The organism is Mucilaginibacter angelicae (genome assembly GCF_042434235.1).
In the GTDB taxonomy this organism is placed as follows: Bacteria; Bacteroidota; Bacteroidia; order Sphingobacteriales; family Sphingobacteriaceae; genus Mucilaginibacter; species Mucilaginibacter angelicae.
This window is the reverse complement of the sequence record NZ_JBHLTS010000024.1, coordinates 150,922-168,274: the sequence shown is the minus strand read 5'-3', so window position 1 is coordinate 168,274 and position 17,353 is coordinate 150,922. Positions and strand designations below refer to the sequence as shown.

At 42.6% G+C, this 17,353-nt stretch carries 17 protein-coding genes; 7 read left to right on the top strand and 10 right to left on the bottom strand.

The window, feature by feature from the left end:
* Window positions 1-4: 4 nt before the first annotated feature.
* The gene (locus tag ACFFGT_RS18680) at window positions 5-1,405 is read right to left on the bottom strand and encodes an endo-1,4-beta-xylanase (protein ID WP_377024053.1); all 1,401 of its coding nucleotides are present in this window, start codon (window positions 1,403-1,405) and stop codon (window positions 5-7) included.
* Window positions 1,406-1,723: 318 nt separating this feature from the next.
* On the opposite strand from ACFFGT_RS18680, the gene rfbB reads away from it, so the two are divergent.
* From rfbB to fcl, 6 genes are all read left to right on the top strand, one after another.
* Window positions 1,724-2,776, top strand: coding sequence for a dTDP-glucose 4,6-dehydratase (gene rfbB, locus ACFFGT_RS18675; RefSeq protein WP_377024052.1), 1,053 nt, complete (start codon window positions 1,724-1,726; stop codon window positions 2,774-2,776).
* Between the two features lie 26 nt (window positions 2,777-2,802).
* On the top strand, window positions 2,803-3,357 hold the full coding sequence (rfbC, locus tag ACFFGT_RS18670) for a dTDP-4-dehydrorhamnose 3,5-epimerase (RefSeq protein ID WP_377024051.1): 555 nt from the start codon (window positions 2,803-2,805) through the stop codon (window positions 3,355-3,357).
* A 40-nt stretch (window positions 3,358-3,397) separates the two neighbouring features.
* The gene (rfbD, locus tag ACFFGT_RS18665; protein ID WP_377024050.1) at window positions 3,398-4,261 is read left to right on the top strand and encodes a dTDP-4-dehydrorhamnose reductase; all 864 of its coding nucleotides are present in this window, start codon (window positions 3,398-3,400) and stop codon (window positions 4,259-4,261) included.
* Window positions 4,262-4,279: 18 nt separating this feature from the next.
* The gene (gene rfbA, locus ACFFGT_RS18660; protein ID WP_377024049.1) at window positions 4,280-5,143 is read left to right on the top strand and encodes a glucose-1-phosphate thymidylyltransferase RfbA; all 864 of its coding nucleotides are present in this window, start codon (window positions 4,280-4,282) and stop codon (window positions 5,141-5,143) included.
* 65 nt (window positions 5,144-5,208) lie between these two features.
* Window positions 5,209-6,324, top strand: a complete 1,116-nt coding sequence (gmd, locus tag ACFFGT_RS18655; RefSeq protein ID WP_377024048.1) for a GDP-mannose 4,6-dehydratase — start codon at window positions 5,209-5,211, stop codon at window positions 6,322-6,324.
* 8 nt (window positions 6,325-6,332) lie between these two features.
* Entirely contained in the window at window positions 6,333-7,277 is a 945-nt protein-coding gene (fcl, locus tag ACFFGT_RS18650) for a GDP-L-fucose synthase (RefSeq protein ID WP_377024047.1), read from the top strand.
* A 117-nt stretch (window positions 7,278-7,394) separates the two neighbouring features.
* Here the strand turns inward: fcl and cysN are convergent, their stop codons facing one another.
* From cysN to ACFFGT_RS18605, 9 genes are all read right to left on the bottom strand, one after another.
* Complete coding sequence (cysN, locus tag ACFFGT_RS18645; protein ID WP_377024046.1) at window positions 7,395-8,636, bottom strand: sulfate adenylyltransferase subunit CysN; 1,242 nt, start codon at window positions 8,634-8,636, stop codon at window positions 7,395-7,397.
* Between the two features lie 58 nt (window positions 8,637-8,694).
* Complete coding sequence (gene cysD / locus ACFFGT_RS18640; RefSeq protein WP_377024045.1) at window positions 8,695-9,600, bottom strand: sulfate adenylyltransferase subunit CysD; 906 nt, start codon at window positions 9,598-9,600, stop codon at window positions 8,695-8,697.
* 166 nt (window positions 9,601-9,766) lie between these two features.
* Window positions 9,767-10,729: a tRNA (adenosine(37)-N6)-dimethylallyltransferase MiaA gene (miaA, locus tag ACFFGT_RS18635; protein ID WP_377024044.1), complete on the bottom strand. Its 963-nt coding sequence runs from the start codon at window positions 10,727-10,729 to the stop codon at window positions 9,767-9,769.
* A 40-nt stretch (window positions 10,730-10,769) separates the two neighbouring features.
* On the bottom strand, window positions 10,770-11,435 hold the full coding sequence (locus tag ACFFGT_RS18630) for an IS1096 element passenger TnpR family protein (RefSeq protein ID WP_377024043.1): 666 nt from the start codon (window positions 11,433-11,435) through the stop codon (window positions 10,770-10,772).
* Window positions 11,436-11,476: 41 nt separating this feature from the next.
* Complete coding sequence (locus tag ACFFGT_RS18625) at window positions 11,477-12,889, bottom strand: CCA tRNA nucleotidyltransferase (RefSeq protein WP_377024042.1); 1,413 nt, start codon at window positions 12,887-12,889, stop codon at window positions 11,477-11,479.
* 133 nt (window positions 12,890-13,022) lie between these two features.
* Window positions 13,023-13,382, bottom strand: a complete 360-nt coding sequence (locus tag ACFFGT_RS18620; protein ID WP_377024041.1) for a hypothetical protein — start codon at window positions 13,380-13,382, stop codon at window positions 13,023-13,025.
* An 84-nt stretch (window positions 13,383-13,466) separates the two neighbouring features.
* Window positions 13,467-14,033, bottom strand: a complete 567-nt coding sequence (locus tag ACFFGT_RS18615; RefSeq protein ID WP_377024040.1) for an L-threonylcarbamoyladenylate synthase — start codon at window positions 14,031-14,033, stop codon at window positions 13,467-13,469.
* Window positions 14,026-15,150, bottom strand: coding sequence for a glycosyltransferase family 4 protein (locus ACFFGT_RS18610; protein WP_377024039.1), 1,125 nt, complete (start codon window positions 15,148-15,150; stop codon window positions 14,026-14,028). Before ACFFGT_RS18610 ends, ACFFGT_RS18615 begins: the two co-directional genes overlap by 8 nt.
* Before the next feature lie 122 nt (window positions 15,151-15,272).
* Window positions 15,273-16,088: a 2,3,4,5-tetrahydropyridine-2,6-dicarboxylate N-succinyltransferase gene (locus ACFFGT_RS18605; protein WP_377024038.1), complete on the bottom strand. Its 816-nt coding sequence runs from the start codon at window positions 16,086-16,088 to the stop codon at window positions 15,273-15,275.
* Between the two features lie 1,068 nt (window positions 16,089-17,156).
* Here ACFFGT_RS18605 and ACFFGT_RS18600 point away from each other — a divergent pair.
* Window positions 17,157-17,351, top strand: coding sequence for a hypothetical protein (locus ACFFGT_RS18600; RefSeq protein WP_377024037.1), 195 nt, complete (start codon window positions 17,157-17,159; stop codon window positions 17,349-17,351).
* Window positions 17,352-17,353: the final 2 nt, after the last annotated feature.

Below are 17,353 nucleotides of genomic sequence, written 5' to 3'. Positions count from 1 at the left end.
TAGCTTATCTTGATTTTACTTCATCAACAAGTGCCTTGAAATTTCGTTTCGGCCGCATCTGGTCGTCAAGAATATTAGGGAAAAATGGCCCGATATATTTACCGCCTTTATCTTTCCAGAATTTGTTTTCACAGGTTACCGGGTCAAAAGCACCATACATGATAAAGGCATTACAGTTTTTGGCGTTAAGGGCAGCGCGCAGCGTGCCTTTGAAAATTTGTGTTTGCTTGTCAATGTCCGATGTTCCGGGCGATGCAACTGCATTGGCCGACCATGGCACAACCTTAGCCGTTGAGATAACGCAATCCAGTTCTGATACCTGGCTTTGTAAACCCAGGTCGGCAAGCATATCCATGTTGTCCTGCAGCTCGCTAAGCGGGTGGTCATAGTGGGTATCAAAATGGCATTGGAAACCTACACCGCTGATAGGGACATTATCTGCTTTCAGCTTTTTTACTAAGGCATACAACACATCCCATTTGTGACCTTTAAATTCAATACCGCCCTCATTAATATAAAGTTTTACGTTCGGATCAGCCTCATGTGCCCACTGAAAAGTTAAGGCGATATAATCTGAAGGATCAGTTGATCCTGGTTTATGAACTACCGACCATTTGGTGTTTCTGAGCCCAGTTGGGCCAATGTCCTGGGGTTTTGAATACGGATCGGCTACTGGCTCGTTAACAGCATCCCAGGCTATCACTGCACCAGGATATTTATCCCTGTAATGGCGCACTACAGTTTGCACGTGGGTTTTCATGATGTCGGCAAGCTCGGCCGGGGTAAAATTGCCCTTGGCCAGCCATGGTGGATAAAATACGTTGTAAATGAGGTTGTGCGCATGCATTTTAGCGCCATTTTTTACCGCAAAGTCAGCTACCTGGTCGGGCCCGTTAAAATTAAAAACTCCCCTGCCTGAATATTCAGTGTGGTGAAACCACGCCGGTATGCTATACAGGCTGAAATATTGGGAAATTGTAGCCAAATAATTTGATGGACGGGGAGGCAGTTGCGCAATGTCATCATTGTTAAGATAGGTGCCAAAATAGATCCCCCTTTTTTGAAGCAGGTTTTTTAAGTTGGCATAATCATCAGCTGGTTGCATTACCGTAGCAGCAGCACTGATTTTCTTTTTAGGGTTATTTGCCGGTTCCGGTTTGCTTTTGGCAACAGTGGCCGTTAAAACAGCCGCCGCTTTTGGACTGGCATTTTTTTGTGGTGCCCCATTATCATTACCCGGGGTGGTACTTGCTTCTTGCTTTTGTGGCGCACTTGTTTCAGTTTGCGCAGCCGGATCATTCTTATGCTGAAACGCCCGATAAGAAACGCCTGTTGCTGCAATAACTAAAAAGGCAACCGCACCCTTTTTGACCAAGGATGCCGATGTTGAAATTGTGGTACTCATAGTTTGATTTTTGTTTCTTCAATGTATTAAATTATTGCAGGTACTCATTTAACGCTAAATTGTACAATTTGTGTTTTTTAACGGGATTAAAATTTTCTTTTTTGTGCCGGTGCAACCCTTAATTTACAGTAGCATATCATTCAGGTAATAAATAGCTTAATTAATGTGAACCAGCTTTCTGAAATACAGTCTGTTTTATTTTTATTCAATCCGATAATTTGATTAAATTATTATATTTGTTCATAAAATCGCCTTTGGTTTAAAAACTTATAATTTTATGAGGTTTTGCATTGTAAAATTATAATTTAATACAACATCATGAAAACAATCCTTATTACCGGTGGTGCCGGTTTCATTGGCTCGCACGTAGTTCGCCGTTTCGTTACAAAATATCCTGAATATACAATTGTTAACCTTGACGCATTAACTTATGCCGGGAACCTGGAAAACCTGGAGGATATAGAGAATGCCGCCAATTATAAGTTTGAAAAGGCAGATATCACTGATAGGGAGGCCATGAGTAATGTTTTTGATAAATACGGAATTACAGATGTGGTTCACCTGGCTGCCGAGTCGCATGTTGACAGGTCGATATTAAGTCCGATGGATTTTGTTTATACCAATGTTATCGGCACGGTAAATTTGCTTGAAGTGGCAAAAAACAAGTGGAAGGATGATTATAGCACGCACCTGTTTTATCACGTATCAACCGATGAGGTTTACGGCGCGTTAGGCAGCGAAGGTTTGTTTACCGAAGAAACCCGCTATGATCCCCACTCACCATACAGCGCAAGCAAAGCATCATCTGATCATTTTGTGCGCGCATATCATGATACCTATGGCATTAAAGTAGTAGTATCAAACTGTTCAAATAACTACGGGCCATATCACTTTCCCGAAAAATTAATACCGCTGATGATCAACAATATCATCAACAATAAACCATTGCCTGTTTATGGCGATGGAAAATATACCCGCGACTGGCTGTTTGTTAAAGATCATGCCATTGCTATCGACCTGATATTTCATGAGGGAACAGTAGGTGGCACCTATAACATCGGTGGCTTTAACGAGTGGAAGAATATTGATCTGGTACACCTGCTTTGCGACCAGATGGATGAAAAGCTTGGCCGCCCAGCCGGAACCAGCAAGCAGCTGATCACTTATGTAAAAGACCGTCCGGGGCATGACCGCCGGTATGCTATTGATGCCGGAAAAATTAACAGGGAGCTGGGCTGGGAGCCATCAGTAACTTTTGAACAGGGACTTTCTGAAACTATTGATTGGTTTTTGGCAAACAAAACATGGCTGGATAACGTAACCAGTGGAGCGTATGCAAGTTATTACGATAATCAGTACGCAAGCAATTAATAGTATTAAACAGGTATAAATATATTATGACCATAACACCCACCCCTCTTGAAGGATGTATAGTTATTACCCCCCGTATTTTTAACGATGACAGGGGATACTTTTTTGAATCGTACAACACACAGAGTTTTAATAATGCTGTTGGATACGAAGTTAATTTTGTTCAGGACAACCAGTCATTTTCAACAAGAGGCGTATTCAGAGGGCTCCATCTTCAAAAAGGCGAACACTCGCAGGCAAAGCTTGTAAGGGTAACCAAAGGTGAGGTATTGGACGTTGCCGTTGATTTAAGGCAAAAATCGGCTACTTATGGCCAATATCATGCGGTATTGCTTTCTGAAGAAAACCAGCAGCAGTTTTTTATCCCCCGAGGCTTTGCACACGGTTTTATTGTATTGAGTGATGTAGCCATTTTTCAATACAAGTGCGATAATTATTATAACAAAGCTGCCGAAGGCGGTTTACATTTTGCCGATCCTGAACTGAATATTGACTGGGGCATGCCGGCCGCCGAACTCCTGGTATCAGAAAAGGACCTGCAGCTGCCATTTTTAAAAGATGCAGGTGATCTTGGCTTTTAATTTTACTTTTACTTTCTGAAAAACACCTGTAAATCTTAGTATGAAAAACATTTTAGTATTCGGCGCCTCAGGGCAACTTGGTCAGTGTTTAAAAAAAGTTGCATCGTTAAAAGGCATAACCTCCATTTTTTTTCCTCCCGAATCAGAGGCTAATATTTTGGATCCTGATTTGCTGGCTAAAGTTTTTGAACAATATAAACCGGCTTATGCTATCAATTGCGCTGCTTATACCGCTGTTGATAAAGCCGAAGATGATATAGAACTGGCCCGTAAAATCAATAAAACAGGGGCGGCTAACCTTGCTGTTCAATGTAAAGCCTATGGTGCCGCATTGGTACAGATCTCAACCGATTTTGTTTTTGCAGGCAATAATCCCAACCCGCTTAGCGAGGATGATATTGCAGAACCGATAAGTGTGTACGGGCTTACAAAGCTTGAGGGCGAACAGGATGTAGCTGCTATTTTGCCGCAGCATTTTATTATCCGCACCAGTTGGTTATACTCGGAGTTTGCCAATAATTTTGTGAAAACAATGTTAAAGCTTGGTGCCGAAAGAGATGAATTAAAGATCATTGCCGACCAGGTTGGAACACCAACCTATGCTATTGACCTTGCCGGTGCTATATTGGATATTATAACTTCAGGTTCGGAAAATTATGGTATTTATCATTACAGCAATGAAGGGGTAACTTCATGGTATGATTTTGCCAAAGGCATATTTGATGTGTCGGGTACTAAAGTTAACGTATTCCCTATCCGCACAAGTGAATATCCTACAAAAGCAACAAGGCCCGCTTATTCGGTAATGGATAAGGCCAGGATCAGGAACACTTTTGGTTTACAAATACCCTACTGGCGGGATAGCCTTATTGTTTGTATTAACGCGCTGCAATCGGCACAATAAAATAAATACCTCTAAACTATGAAAGGAATTATCCTGGCAGGCGGCTCCGGAACCCGTCTTTATCCTATAACAAAGGCAATCAGTAAACAGCTGATGCCTATTTATGATAAGCCAATGATCTATTATCCCCTGTCGGTATTAATGCTGGCCGGGATTAACGAAATATTGATCATTACAACCCCTGAAGATCAGCCGGGCTTTAAACGTTTACTGGGCGATGGCAGCGAACTCGGTTGCCGTTTTGAATTTGCAGTTCAGGAGGTGCCTAACGGGCTTGCACAGGCGTTTGTAATCGGCGCCGATTTTATTGGTAACGATAAAGTAGCCTTAGTGCTTGGCGATAATATTTTTTACGGATCGGGCTTCAGTACGCTTATCCAAAGCTTTAATGATGTAAACGGTGCAGCTATTTTTGCCTACCCGGTTGCCGATCCTGAACGTTATGGTGTTGTGGAGTTTGATAAGGATTTTAAAGCACTTTCTATCGAAGAAAAGCCGCTTAAACCAAAGTCAAATTATGCTGTTCCCGGTTTGTATTTTTATGATAACCAGGTTGTTGAAATAGCAAAAAATATCCCGGCTTCGCCAAGGGGCGAATTTGAAATTACCGATGTAAACAAAGTGTACCTTGAAAAACAGCAGCTTTTTGTAGGTGTAATGGACAGGGGAACGGCATGGCTGGATACGGGTACATTTGATTCATTAAGCGATGCTACTGAATTTGTGAGAGTAATTGAAAAAAGGCAGGCAACTAAAATAGGCTGTATTGAAGAGGTTGCATACCGCATGGGATACATAACTTATGATGAGCTCCAGGCCATAGCAACAAAATATATTAAAAGTGGATATGGTAAATATATCCAGGGTATTGCGCAGCAATAAACGGTTGATGTATAGTAATAAACGTTAATATCGTTGTAAATTAGGGTCACAATAAATATGATTGAATGGCAAAAATCGCTTTAATAACAGGCATTACCGGGCAGGACGGAGCATATCTGACCGAATTATTACTCTCCAAAAATTATATAGTTCACGGTATTAAAAGGCGTAGCTCTTTATTTAATACCGATAGGATCGATCATTTGTACCAGGACCCTCATGATATTAATAAAAACCTGATATTGCATTACGGCGATCTTAGCGACAGCACAAACCTGATCCGTATAATTCAGCAGGTGCAGCCCGACGAGATCTATAACCTTGGGGCAATGTCGCATGTTAAAGTGAGTTTTGATACGCCTGAGTATACGGCTAATGCCGATGGTATCGGAACGCTGCGTTTGCTGGAAGCCATAAGGATCCTGGGCCTCGAAAAAAAGACTAAAATATACCAGGCCTCAACATCAGAACTATATGGCCTGGTGCAGGCTGTTCCGCAATCTGAAACCACTCCGTTTTACCCGCGCTCACCTTATGCGGTAGCTAAATTATATGCGTATTGGATCACTGTAAATTATAGGGAGGCGTACGGTATTTTTGCCAGCAACGGTATTTTGTTTAATCACGAAAGCCCTTTGCGCGGTGAAACCTTTGTTACCCGTAAAATTACCCGTGCTGCAGCTAAAATTGCTATGGGCTTACAGGATAAATTATATCTTGGTAACCTTGATGCACAACGCGACTGGGGCCATGCCAAAGATTATGTAGAGGCGATGTACCTGATATTACAGCAGGAAACAGCCGAAGATTATGTAATAGCAACCGGTGTAACAACCCGCGTTCGTGAGTTTGTGCGCCTTGCCTTTAAGGAGCTTGGCATTGAAGTTGAATTTAAGGGTGAGGGTGTTGATGAAAAGGGATATGTGCTTAGCTGCAATAACCCTGATTTTGATGTTGAGATTGGAAAGGAAATAGTTGCCGTTGACGAAAAGTATTTCCGCCCTACCGAGGTTGAGCTGTTGATAGGCGATCCTACCAAATCAAAAACAAAACTGGGCTGGGAGCCTAAATATGACCTGCAGGGATTAGTGAAAGAAATGGTTGCTGCCGATGTCGACCTGTTCAGGCGTGAAAAGCTGCTGGAAGATTCGGGCTATAGCATTAAAAAACAGTTTGAATAATAGTGGTGATGGAAAAGGATGCAAAAATATACATAGCGGGTCACCGGGGTATGGTTGGTTCGGCAATTTTCCGCAAGCTGGAAAAAGAAGGCTTTACCAACTTTGTTACCCGCACATCGGCCGAACTTGATTTGCGGAACCAGCAGCAGGTGGCTGATTTTTTTGCGTCAGAAAAACCCGGTTATGTGTTTCTTGCAGCAGCTAAGGTAGGGGGCATTGTTGCCAATAATACTTACCGCGCCGAGTTTTTGTATGATAATCTGCAAATTCAGAACAATATCATTCATAATGCGTACCTGAATGGTGTAAAAAAGCTGATGTTTTTAGGCTCGAGCTGTATTTATCCTAAACTGGCCCCCCAGCCACTACAGGAGGATTACCTGTTAACCGGCCCGCTTGAAGAAACTAACGAGCCTTATGCTATTGCAAAAATAGCCGGTATTAAAATGTGCGATGCATATCGTGCACAGTATGGCTGCAATTACATATCGGCCATGCCAACCAATTTGTATGGCTACAATGATAATTACCATCCTCAAAATTCGCATGTTTTACCGGCATTGATCCGCCGTTTTCATGAAGCAAAGGAACAGCAGGCACCTGCGGTTACCATTTGGGGTACAGGTTCGCCAATGCGGGAGTTTTTATTTGCTGATGACCTGGCCGAAGCCTGCTATTACCTGATGCAAAACTATAACGAACCGGGCCTTGTGAATGTTGGTACAGGCGAAGATATCTCCATAAAAGAGCTTGCCCTGCTCATCAAAAAAATAATTGGTTATGAAGGCGAAATTAACTTTGATACCTCCAAACCCGATGGGACACCACGTAAGTTAATGGATGTTACCAAACTAAACAATGCAGGCTGGAAATATCATACTACATTGGAACAGGGGATAACGCTGGCTTATAAGGACTTTTTAACTAAAGGCCAGCTGGTGGCACAAAGATAATTTTGAACTATAAAGCGTCTAAAACAAAAGGCCGGATTTCAGAGAAATCCGGCCTTTTGTTTTATGATTTGAAATTTAATCTGTTAATCAAAACTCCCCCTTCAGGGGGCTGGGGGGCTACAAAAATGTACCCGCCGCTACAGTTTCATTGGTTGATTCATCAACCAGGATCAGTGAGCCGGTAATACGGTTTTTGCGGTATTCATCAAACACTACGGGTTGAGTAGTACGTAAACGGATCTTCACCATTTCGTTCATCTTAATATCCGTATTTTCTTCCTGTTTTTCAAGGGTGTTGATATCCAGCTTATAATAAACCTCTTTAATGATCGACATTACCTCGCGGGTAGTAGTTTTGAGGTGATATTTAGCACCCGGACGCGGCCCGCGGGCTGCCATCCAGCAAATCATTGCATCAAGGTCCTGGCTTACCCGTGGTTCGCTGTCATCCTTTACAAGCATATCGCCGCGGCTTACATCAATATCATCCTCCAAAGTAATGGAAACCGACATTGGTGCAAAAGCTTCCTCTACCGGGCCCGAATAGGTATCGATAGATTTAATGGTTGATGTTAATCCTGATGGCAGTACGGTTATCTTGTCGCCTGGTTTGAAAATACCACCTGCTATACGGCCTGCATAGCCGCGGTAATCGTGGTATTCATCAGCATGTGGGCGAATCACCGTTTGTACCGGGAAACGTGCATCCGAATGATTTTCATCACTGGCTATGTGGATGGTTTCGAGGGTATGCAGTAAGCTTTCACCTTTGTACCAGGGCATATTTTCCGAATCGTTTACTACGTTATCACCGGCTAAGGCACTGATAGGCACAAAGCGGATATCGGTAACATCAATTTTGGCAGCAAAGGCTTCATATTGCTCAACTACTTTGTTGAAAGCGTCTTCGCTGTAATCAACCAGGTCCATTTTATTTACACAAACAATAATGTGAGGGATTTTTAACAGCGACGCAATGAACGAGTGGCGGCAGGTTTGCTCAACCACACCTTTACGGGCGTCAATAAGCACCAGTGCCAGGTTAGCTGTAGAAGCGCCGGTAACCATGTTACGGGTATACTGGATATGCCCGGGGGTATCGGCAATAATAAATTTGCGTTTTGGGGTAGCGAAGTAGCGGTAAGCCACATCAATAGTGATGCCCTGCTCACGCTCTGAGCGTAAACCGTCGGTTAATAACGAAAGATCAACATGTTGCAGGCCTTTCCTTTCGCTCGATTGTTTTACAGCCTCCATCTGGTCTTCAAAGATGGATTTTGAATCGTACAGTAAACGCCCTATAAGGGTGCTTTTTCCATCGTCAACGCTACCTGCTGTAGTAAAACGTAATAATTCCATTGTGGTGGTATGTTTTTGCTTCGGGCATTAGCAGCCTAAAGACTTATTGAATCAAATTTTAAAAATAACCTTGCTTCTTCCGGTCTTCCATAGAAGTATCCGAGCGTTTATCATCACTGCGGTTACCGCGTTCGGTGCTGCGGGTAGCTGATACTTCGGCAACAATTTTCTCCAGTGTGTCAGCATCTGATTCGATACCGCCGGTGATGGTAATATCGCCCAGGGTACGGAAACGCATCAGCTTGTTTTCTATAGTTTCACCATCGCGAAGCTGTAAAAACTCAGATGCTGGCAGCCAGGTATTATCGCGGTAAACGGCATTACGCTGATGTGCAAAGTATAACGAAGGTATGGCTATGTTTTCCTGCAAAATGTAGTTCCAGATATCCATCTCGGTCCAGTTGCTGATCGGGAACACACGGAAGTGTTCGCCCATACGCTTGCGGCCGTTAAAGATATTCCAAAGCTCGGGGCGTTGGTTTTTAGGGTCCCACTGGCCAAACTCATCGCGGTGACTGAAGAAACGCTCTTTAGCACGTGCCTTTTCCTCATCACGGCGGGCGCCGCCAATGGCAGCATCAATCTTGTGGCTTTCAATGGTATCAAGCAGGGTTACTATCTGCAGCTCGTTACGGCTGGCGTTAATGCCGCTTTCCTCAACCGCACGGCCTTTATTAATTGATTCCTGAACTGAGCCAACTATAAGTTGTACGCCAAGGTTTTCAACCAGCTTATCCCTGAACTCCATAGTTTCGGGAAAGTTATGGCCGGTATCAATATGGATGAGGGGCATTGGGATTTTAGCAGGCCAGAATGCCTTTTTTGCCAGGTGTGTTACAACAATAGAGTCTTTCCCGCCCGAAAACAGGATGGCAGGACGATCAAACTGCGCAACCACTTCCCTGATGATGTAAATGGCCTCTGATTCTAATTCCTGCAGATGAGTAAGATAATATTTATGCATGTTACCAATAAAACACTGCTAACTCCACCTAAATAGTAGAGTTTTGCATTTAAACTGCAATTATACGTAATTATGCCAATTATAGTGCTATCTATTTGGAATTTAACACAGCAGATCGGTATTAACTTTATGCACTTTTGTAGGATGGTTATTTGTAATAACAGGTTTATGCTGTTGTTTCAATCGTTTTGATCATCTGGTCGATAAGATCGGGGGCACCGGCATCAAACCAAACAAAACCTTTATCTTTTCTGAACCAGGTAAGCTGCCTTTTGGCAAAGCGCCGGGTATTTTGTTTTATAAGCAGGAGGGCTTCATCAAGACTGGTTTTGCCGTCAAAATGATCAAACAGTTCGGAATAGCCAACCGTATTTAAGGCATTCAGTTCGCGGTGGGACAGGAGGGATTTTACTTCTTCAACAAGGCCCTGTTTTGCCATGAGGTCAACACGCAGGTTTATGCGCTCATACAGTTTCTCGCGCGGCATATCAAGCGCCAGTTTGATGATATTAAAGGGCCTTTTATTGATAGTGGCATTGCGATAAGATGAAAATGGTTTGCCGGATGTTTCAAAAACCTCCAATGCCCTGATGATACGCTGCGGATTGTTCAAGTCGACCTCGGCATAATAATCCGGATCAACCTGCTTTAATTTTTCTTGTAGCGACAAGATGCCTTCTTCAAGCTCAAGGTTTAATTTTTCCCTGACTGCAGGATCGGCAACGGGCAGGTCATCAAAACCTTCACAAATAGCTTTAATGTACAGGCCCGACCCGCCGGCCAGGATCACTTTGTCATGTGTTTTAAAAAGCTCATCTAAAAGTGCAAGTCCCTGCTTTTCAAAATCGCCGACTGAAAAACTTTCGGATATGGAGTGCGAATTGATAAAATAGTGTTTAGCCGCAGCTAATTCGCTTTCATCGGGCTTGGCGGTACCTATGCTCATCTCCCTGAAAAACTGCCTTGAATCGGCCGAAACTACTACCGTATTGAAATGCTGAGCCAGCCTGATAGCCGCAGCCGTTTTACCCACCGCGGTAGGCCCTGCAACTACTATAAGGGTAGCCCCCTCTAAATCTCCCCCTGAAGGGGAGACTTTCAATAATTGATTTGATGTTGGTTCATTCATTTTTAACGCCCTCTCCCTTTAGGGGAGGGTTGGGTGGGGCTTAATAATCGTCACTTCCACCTCTGCTTGGCCTCTCGTCGTCATCAAAGCCTTCATCATCGCTGAATTCGCTGCCGAACTCGTCTTCCTCTTCTTCTTCATCGGCTACGCCGGCGGTCAGTTTTTCTTCCGGCAATTCATCCGTATCGGTCACTTCCGAAAAATCCTCGGCATCTTCCGGGTTAAAAGCCATCTCGTTAAGAAAATCGAAATCTTCGGTAACAGGCGGCAAAATGGTGGGGTTAAATGTATTGCCAAATTGTTTTGGCGCCTCGCCAACTGATTTTACAACGGCAGGGTAGGTGGTACCCGGTGTTTCATCTAAAATGATCTTCATCAGTTCAACATGAAAATCAAACGGGCGGTCAAAATTGAATGTATAGTAAAATTTTTGATGCGGATCATCAATAAAGCTTAACAGCTTCACTTTGCTCATTAATGACACACCGCGGTCAATACGCCTTTGGTTGGGCAGGTAAGTTATTTCTTCACCTTTTGTCCACTGATCGTTGCTGATATAAAATGATGAAGAAAATTCCGGATTGTAGCCGGTTGACTGATGAATTGCGCGGTGAAGATCTTCGAAAGTTTGATTTGATTTTACATCAATTTCTCTCGTAACGTCATCGTAGTCTTCAAAAGTAACCCTGAACCTGTATAGTGCCATTGCTTATCGTAGATTTTGGACAAAAATAATAATGTTTTAATTTAATTTGGGGTAGTCACAACTTTTAAGCCAATTTCAAGGCCTTTGTTAATTGTAAAGTTTAAAGCAGCCTCCCTATTGTTAGGAATTTCGCCCTCCAGTATGGCTTCACGGATCTGATTTTTAATTATTCCTACCTCGCGGCCTTCTTTTATACCAAACATGGTCATGATATCGTTGCCTGTAACCGGCGGCTGCCAGTTACGGATACTGTCGCGCTCTTCAACATCTTTTAATTTTTGTTGAACAAGCTCAAAATTGTTACGATATTTTTTAACCTTATATTCATTTTTAGTGGTAATGTCTGCTTTACACAACAGCATGAGGCCTTCAATATCATCTCCTGCCTCAAAAAGCAAACGCCGCACTGCCGAATCGGTAACTATTGATTGTGAGAGCACTATCGGCCTTAAATGCAGCTGTACCAGTTTTTGAACCTGCTTCATTTTTTCATTAAGCGGCAGCTTAAGCTGAGCGAAGATTTTGGGCACCATGCGTGCGCCGCGGTCTTCATGGCCATGAAAGGTCCAGCCGTGGCCGGGCTCAAAACGTTTGGTTGCCGGTTTGGCTATGTCATGCAATATGGCAGCCCAGCGTAACCAAAGGTCGTTAGTGGTTTCGCAGATATTATCAAGTACCTGCAGGGTGTGGTAAAAGTTATCCTTATGGCCTTTGCCATCTACATAATCAACACCGTAAAGGGCTGTCATTTGCGGAAAGATCTTATGCAGCAGCCCGGTATCAAACAAATAATTAAAACCTATTGAAGGTACGGGCGAAAGGATGATCTTGTTCAGCTCATCGGTAATCCGTTCCTGTGATATGATGCTGATCCTGTCGGCAGTGTTTTTAATGGCTTCAACGGCGATATCATCTATCCTGAAATTGAGCTGGGTAGCAAACCTGATGGCCCGCATCATGCGCAGCGGATCGTCAGAAAAGGTTTCATTGGGATTAAGCGGCGTACGGATCAGTTTGTTTTCGAGATCAACGATACCATTGAAAGGATCAAGCAGCTCACCAAAAGTATCCGGGTGCAACGAGATAGCCAGCGCGTTGATGGTAAAATCGCGGCGTTTCTGATCGTCTTCCAAAGTGCCGTTCTCTACAATTGGTTTGCGCGAATCCCGGCGGTACGATTCCTTGCGGGCACCGACAAACTCAACCTCCAGATCACGGTATTTGAGCGATGCTGTGCCGAAGTTTTTATAAACCGCCAGCTTAACCTTAAGGTTAGCAGCCACAGTTTCGGCAAAGGCGATGCCATTACCAATAACTACAATATCAATATCCTTAGACGGGCGCTTCAGAAAAATATCCCGTACAAAACCACCTATAGCATAAGCCTGTACATTTTGTTCGCCCGCAAGCCGGGATATAACAGAAAATACGGGATGCCTGAGGTGTTGCTGCATAGTTTGATGCTTAAAAACGCTAATAAGGGTACAAAGGTAAGATTAATTGGGGATTGTGCAGCCTATAGTTGTAAACTACGGGCATAGCGGGTGCGAAGTTTGGAAACTTCGGACAGCTGTAGGCTGCAGTTGTTCAATCTTCAACAATAAAAAGCTTGCTGCTGTTTTGAAGCGCAGAATTGCAAATTTGTTTTAACGCTTCATGAGCGTTGGCGTAGACTAAAGGTACAAGGTTATTTATTGCGATTAGTTGATCGTAAAATTCCTGTATTCTTTTACATTCCCATTTACCATCATGCCATCCTGCAACTTTAAAATAGTTATTCATAACACTATCCAAGTCATATTGACCAAGTGGAATCAATGAAAGGATTTCATCGAAATGAAATGAGAGAAGTTGAACTTTAAATAGGACTTTATTGGGCTGCATCTCTTCTGTTAGAATAACTTCGGCATACCCCTCATAGCCACTATATAAATCTATTTTTTGCATAATTTGGTTTGAGTTACGCTTGCTATTTCCCTTGCGCTCGTTTGCAACGAGTGCTTAATTTGGGTTTGCCTAACCTCTAATCTCTTAACGACGCAAAAACTCAAACCTGCCATCGGGTGCAAGCTTCATAATGGTGGATGGCGTTTTGATCTCCTTGCTATGCTGCTCCAGGTCAACCACGTAATCAACCCCATCAATAATTTCCTGGTCTATCTGTGAAAAATACTGAGGCGACGGCTTGCCACTGATATTGGCCGAAGTTGAAACAAGGGGCTTGCGCATACGCTGGATAAGCTGCTGGCAAAAAGGATATTTGCTTACCCTGATGCCCACACTGCCATCGGCGGCAATTAAAGCCGGAGAAATGTTTTTAGCGCCGGGCATTACCAGTGTTAATGGGTTTTCGGCATATTCAATCAGTTCAAAGGCCAGGGGGTTAACTTCGCTGATATAGCTTTCCAGCTTGTTTTCGGTATCAAGCAAAATGATCATGCTTTTGGCCTCATCACGCTGTTTAAGGCGATAGATTTTTTGAATGGCTTCGGTATTGGTGGCGTCACAGCCTATGCCCCAAATGGTATCGGTAGGGTAAAGGATGATGCCGCCTTCCTGCACAATTTTAAAAGCTTTGGCTACTTCGTCTCTAAGCATGGTTCAAAATATTTTGGTAAAGCTGCATTAACTGCAGGCTTAGTTTATCATCAGTAAAATTGGCTGCATAAGCGCGGCCTTTAGTTATCATGTGTTGCCTTAAGTCATCATCGCCAAGCACCTGGTTTAGTTTTTCGGCAAGACTGGTATCATCATCCGGGTTAACATAGAGACTGTCCGGGCCGCCGGCTTCTTCAAGGCATGAGCCTGTTGCTGCTATAACCGGGACACCAGAGTTTAGGGCTTCCAATACGGGGATGCCAAAACCTTCGTACCTTGAAGGGTAAACAAATACCGATGCCAATTGGTAAATAGCAGCTAACTCTGCAAAGGTAACGTCTTTTAAAAACATTACCCGCTGGTTTAAATTATTGGCCGCTATATAAGCTTTAACCTGTTCAGTGTATTTGGTTTCCTTGCCAACCACCACCAGTGTTATATCATCGACATTTTTTAAAGCCTTAACTGTTAATAGCAGGTTTTTGCGCTCTTCGATAGTACCAACACTCAATATAAAGTGCTTAGGCAGGTTATATTTTTCTTTTACTGCCGATTTTTGTGCCGCGGTTTGTTCAATTGTAAATGCAGGATCACATCCCTGGTAAATCACTTCGATTTTTTTGGGATCGATGCCGAGCAATTTCACCATGTCGTCCTTTGTTTTTTGGCTTATGGCAATGATTTGATCTGCAACGCGGCAGGCATGTTTAACCTTGGCGAGGTAAATGCGATAATTAACTGCACCAAACTGTTTTGGGAAACGTATGAAGATAAGGTCATGCACGGTAACAACCGACCTGATGCCGATTTGTTCAATATCTGAAGGCAGCTCATGGCTTAAACCATGATACAGGTCAATACCATCGAGTTTAAGATCTTTAACAATCCCCTTACTGCGCCACCATGAGGTGAACCACTTGCTTTTTGGGGTAACAGTGTGGATGTTGGGGTAATCGCCAACAAAATTAAGCCGGGGATTGGCTTTGGCCTTTGGCGTATATAAATATAAAGTGTTGGATGGATTGAGCGACGCTATGCCTTTGATTAACCAGCGGCTGTAATTACCTAAGCCGGTGTTATTATAAAAAGCCCGTTTAGCATCGTATCCTATCTTCATTTGAAGTTGTAAGTTCAGAGTTTTAAGTCAAATTCGCCTTATTAAATTAAAAGTCATAAGCGAAAGATGGTAAACTGATCCATCAAGCACTTATGACTTTAAACTTGCGACTTAAGACTATATTATACCGCTACGTTATTTTCACGCAGGGCATCATTCAATGATGTTTTTTTATCGGTTGATTCCTTGCGGGTGCCGATGATCAGCGCACAAGGTACCTGGTATTCACCTGCGGCAAATTTTTTGGTGTATGAACCAGGGATCACTACCGAACGGGCAGGTACACGGCCTTTATATTCAATCGGAGTGCTGTGGGTTACGTCGATGATTTTGGTTGATGCCGTTAATACCACGTTTGCACCTAAAACAGCCTCATGCTCAACATGTACGCCTTCAACAACAATGGCACGCGAACCAATAAAGCAGTTATCTTCAATAATAACCGGAGCAGCCTGTAAGGGCTCCAATACGCCGCCAATACCTACACCACCACTTAAGTGAACGTGTTTGCCTATCTGTGCGCATGAACCTACAGTAGCCCAGGTATCAACCATGGTGCCTTCATCAACATAAGCGCCAATGTTTACGTACGATGGCATCATGATAACGCCTTTTGCAAGGTGAGCGCCATAACGGGCAATACCGTGAGGTACAACACGTACGCCGGTTTGTTTGTAATCGGTTTTGAGTTTCATTTTGTCATGAAAAACAAAAGGACCGGTTTTAATTTCTTCCATATGCCTGGTAGGGAAATACAAAACAACCGCCTTTTTAATCCACTCATTTACATGCCAGCGTGAGCCAATTGGTTCGGCCACACGGATTTCGCCTTTATCCAACCGGTCAATTACGGTTTCAATGGCGTTGGTATATTCATTGTAGTTAAGCAGGTTCCTGTCTTCCCAGGCCTCTTCAATCAGTTTTTTAAGATCTTGCATTGGTAAAATTAAACTTTTGGCAAATTAAAGGATTTTTAAGGAAATATGATTGATTTTAAAAGATTGTATGTGATGGCTGATGAGCGGCGAAGTCCCGAAAGATGCATTGTCATTATTGATACTCAAACTGGATTTTAACATAGACAGGCTTTAATTTTCAAGAACATTAGCAACGCTTTGAGAAATCTGTGAGTATTATTGACGGGTTGTGTATACTATTTTGATTTTCAGTGTAAAAGATTTTAAAAATCCCCTCATGAGAGCAGGGCGCGGAGGAACGAGTGGTAGCAGGGGGGCTGCAACAAGCTTCTCAAAGTTAGCATTGAATATGTAAGAAGTTAATCGCAACGAATACAAATATCAGCCAAAGGATTATTGGCGAAAGAAAACCTACGAGAACTTTGCCGGATGCAGATTGTGTGAAGGTCCGAAAAGAAGAATCTGGAAGTAAACTAAATAGAAATATAATCCCTTTGTAAATTGCAAAAATAAGCACAACTGCAATAATAAAAGCTACTATAGGCGAATCCATAGGGGCAATTTACAAATTTCATCATCATTAATAAAATCCTACCGACCTAATATTGGTTAAAGTGTCTGATTAATTCAATGCGAAGCTTCGGTAATAACCTCGTTCAATAAATTGAATTTTAACCCCAGGGTGCTTCAATTTTGAAAAGCATTTGTGATACATCGGGAAATCTGTGGTTGTAATTGACAGATTGCGTATAATATTTTGATTTTCAGTGTATTGGTTTTCACACATCTATACAAAATACGGACAATCAGTTAAAACCGTATAAAAAGACGTTAAGTAAGCCTTAATTTTATATAAACGAAAACCAACGTTTAAACTAATTAGGTGTCAAAAAGCCTTCCGGACAGCGAGTGTCGGGGAGGCTTACTTTTTTATGATTGTTTTTCGGCAAATAAGTTTATAAAACAATAAACAATAGCACTTTATTCAGCGTATAAATGCTCATTGTATCAATCCCTTATTTATAAGAAATTGATGCAGTGATTTTTATTTAAACTTATTACTGTTAAACCCCTGATTTTACCCCAAATATGACCCCAATTGTACTATTTGCCGTTATTTTACTTAGCCTGGCATTGCTACTTATTTTAGGCGTTTTGTTTTTTGGTATGCTTAAATACATCAAAAAACGCTATTATCCCAACTGGAAATTTCCCGATTATATCAGTGTTGGTTATGCCGAATATCTTTATCGTAAATTCATCAAAAGGAACCTGCCCAAATAAAT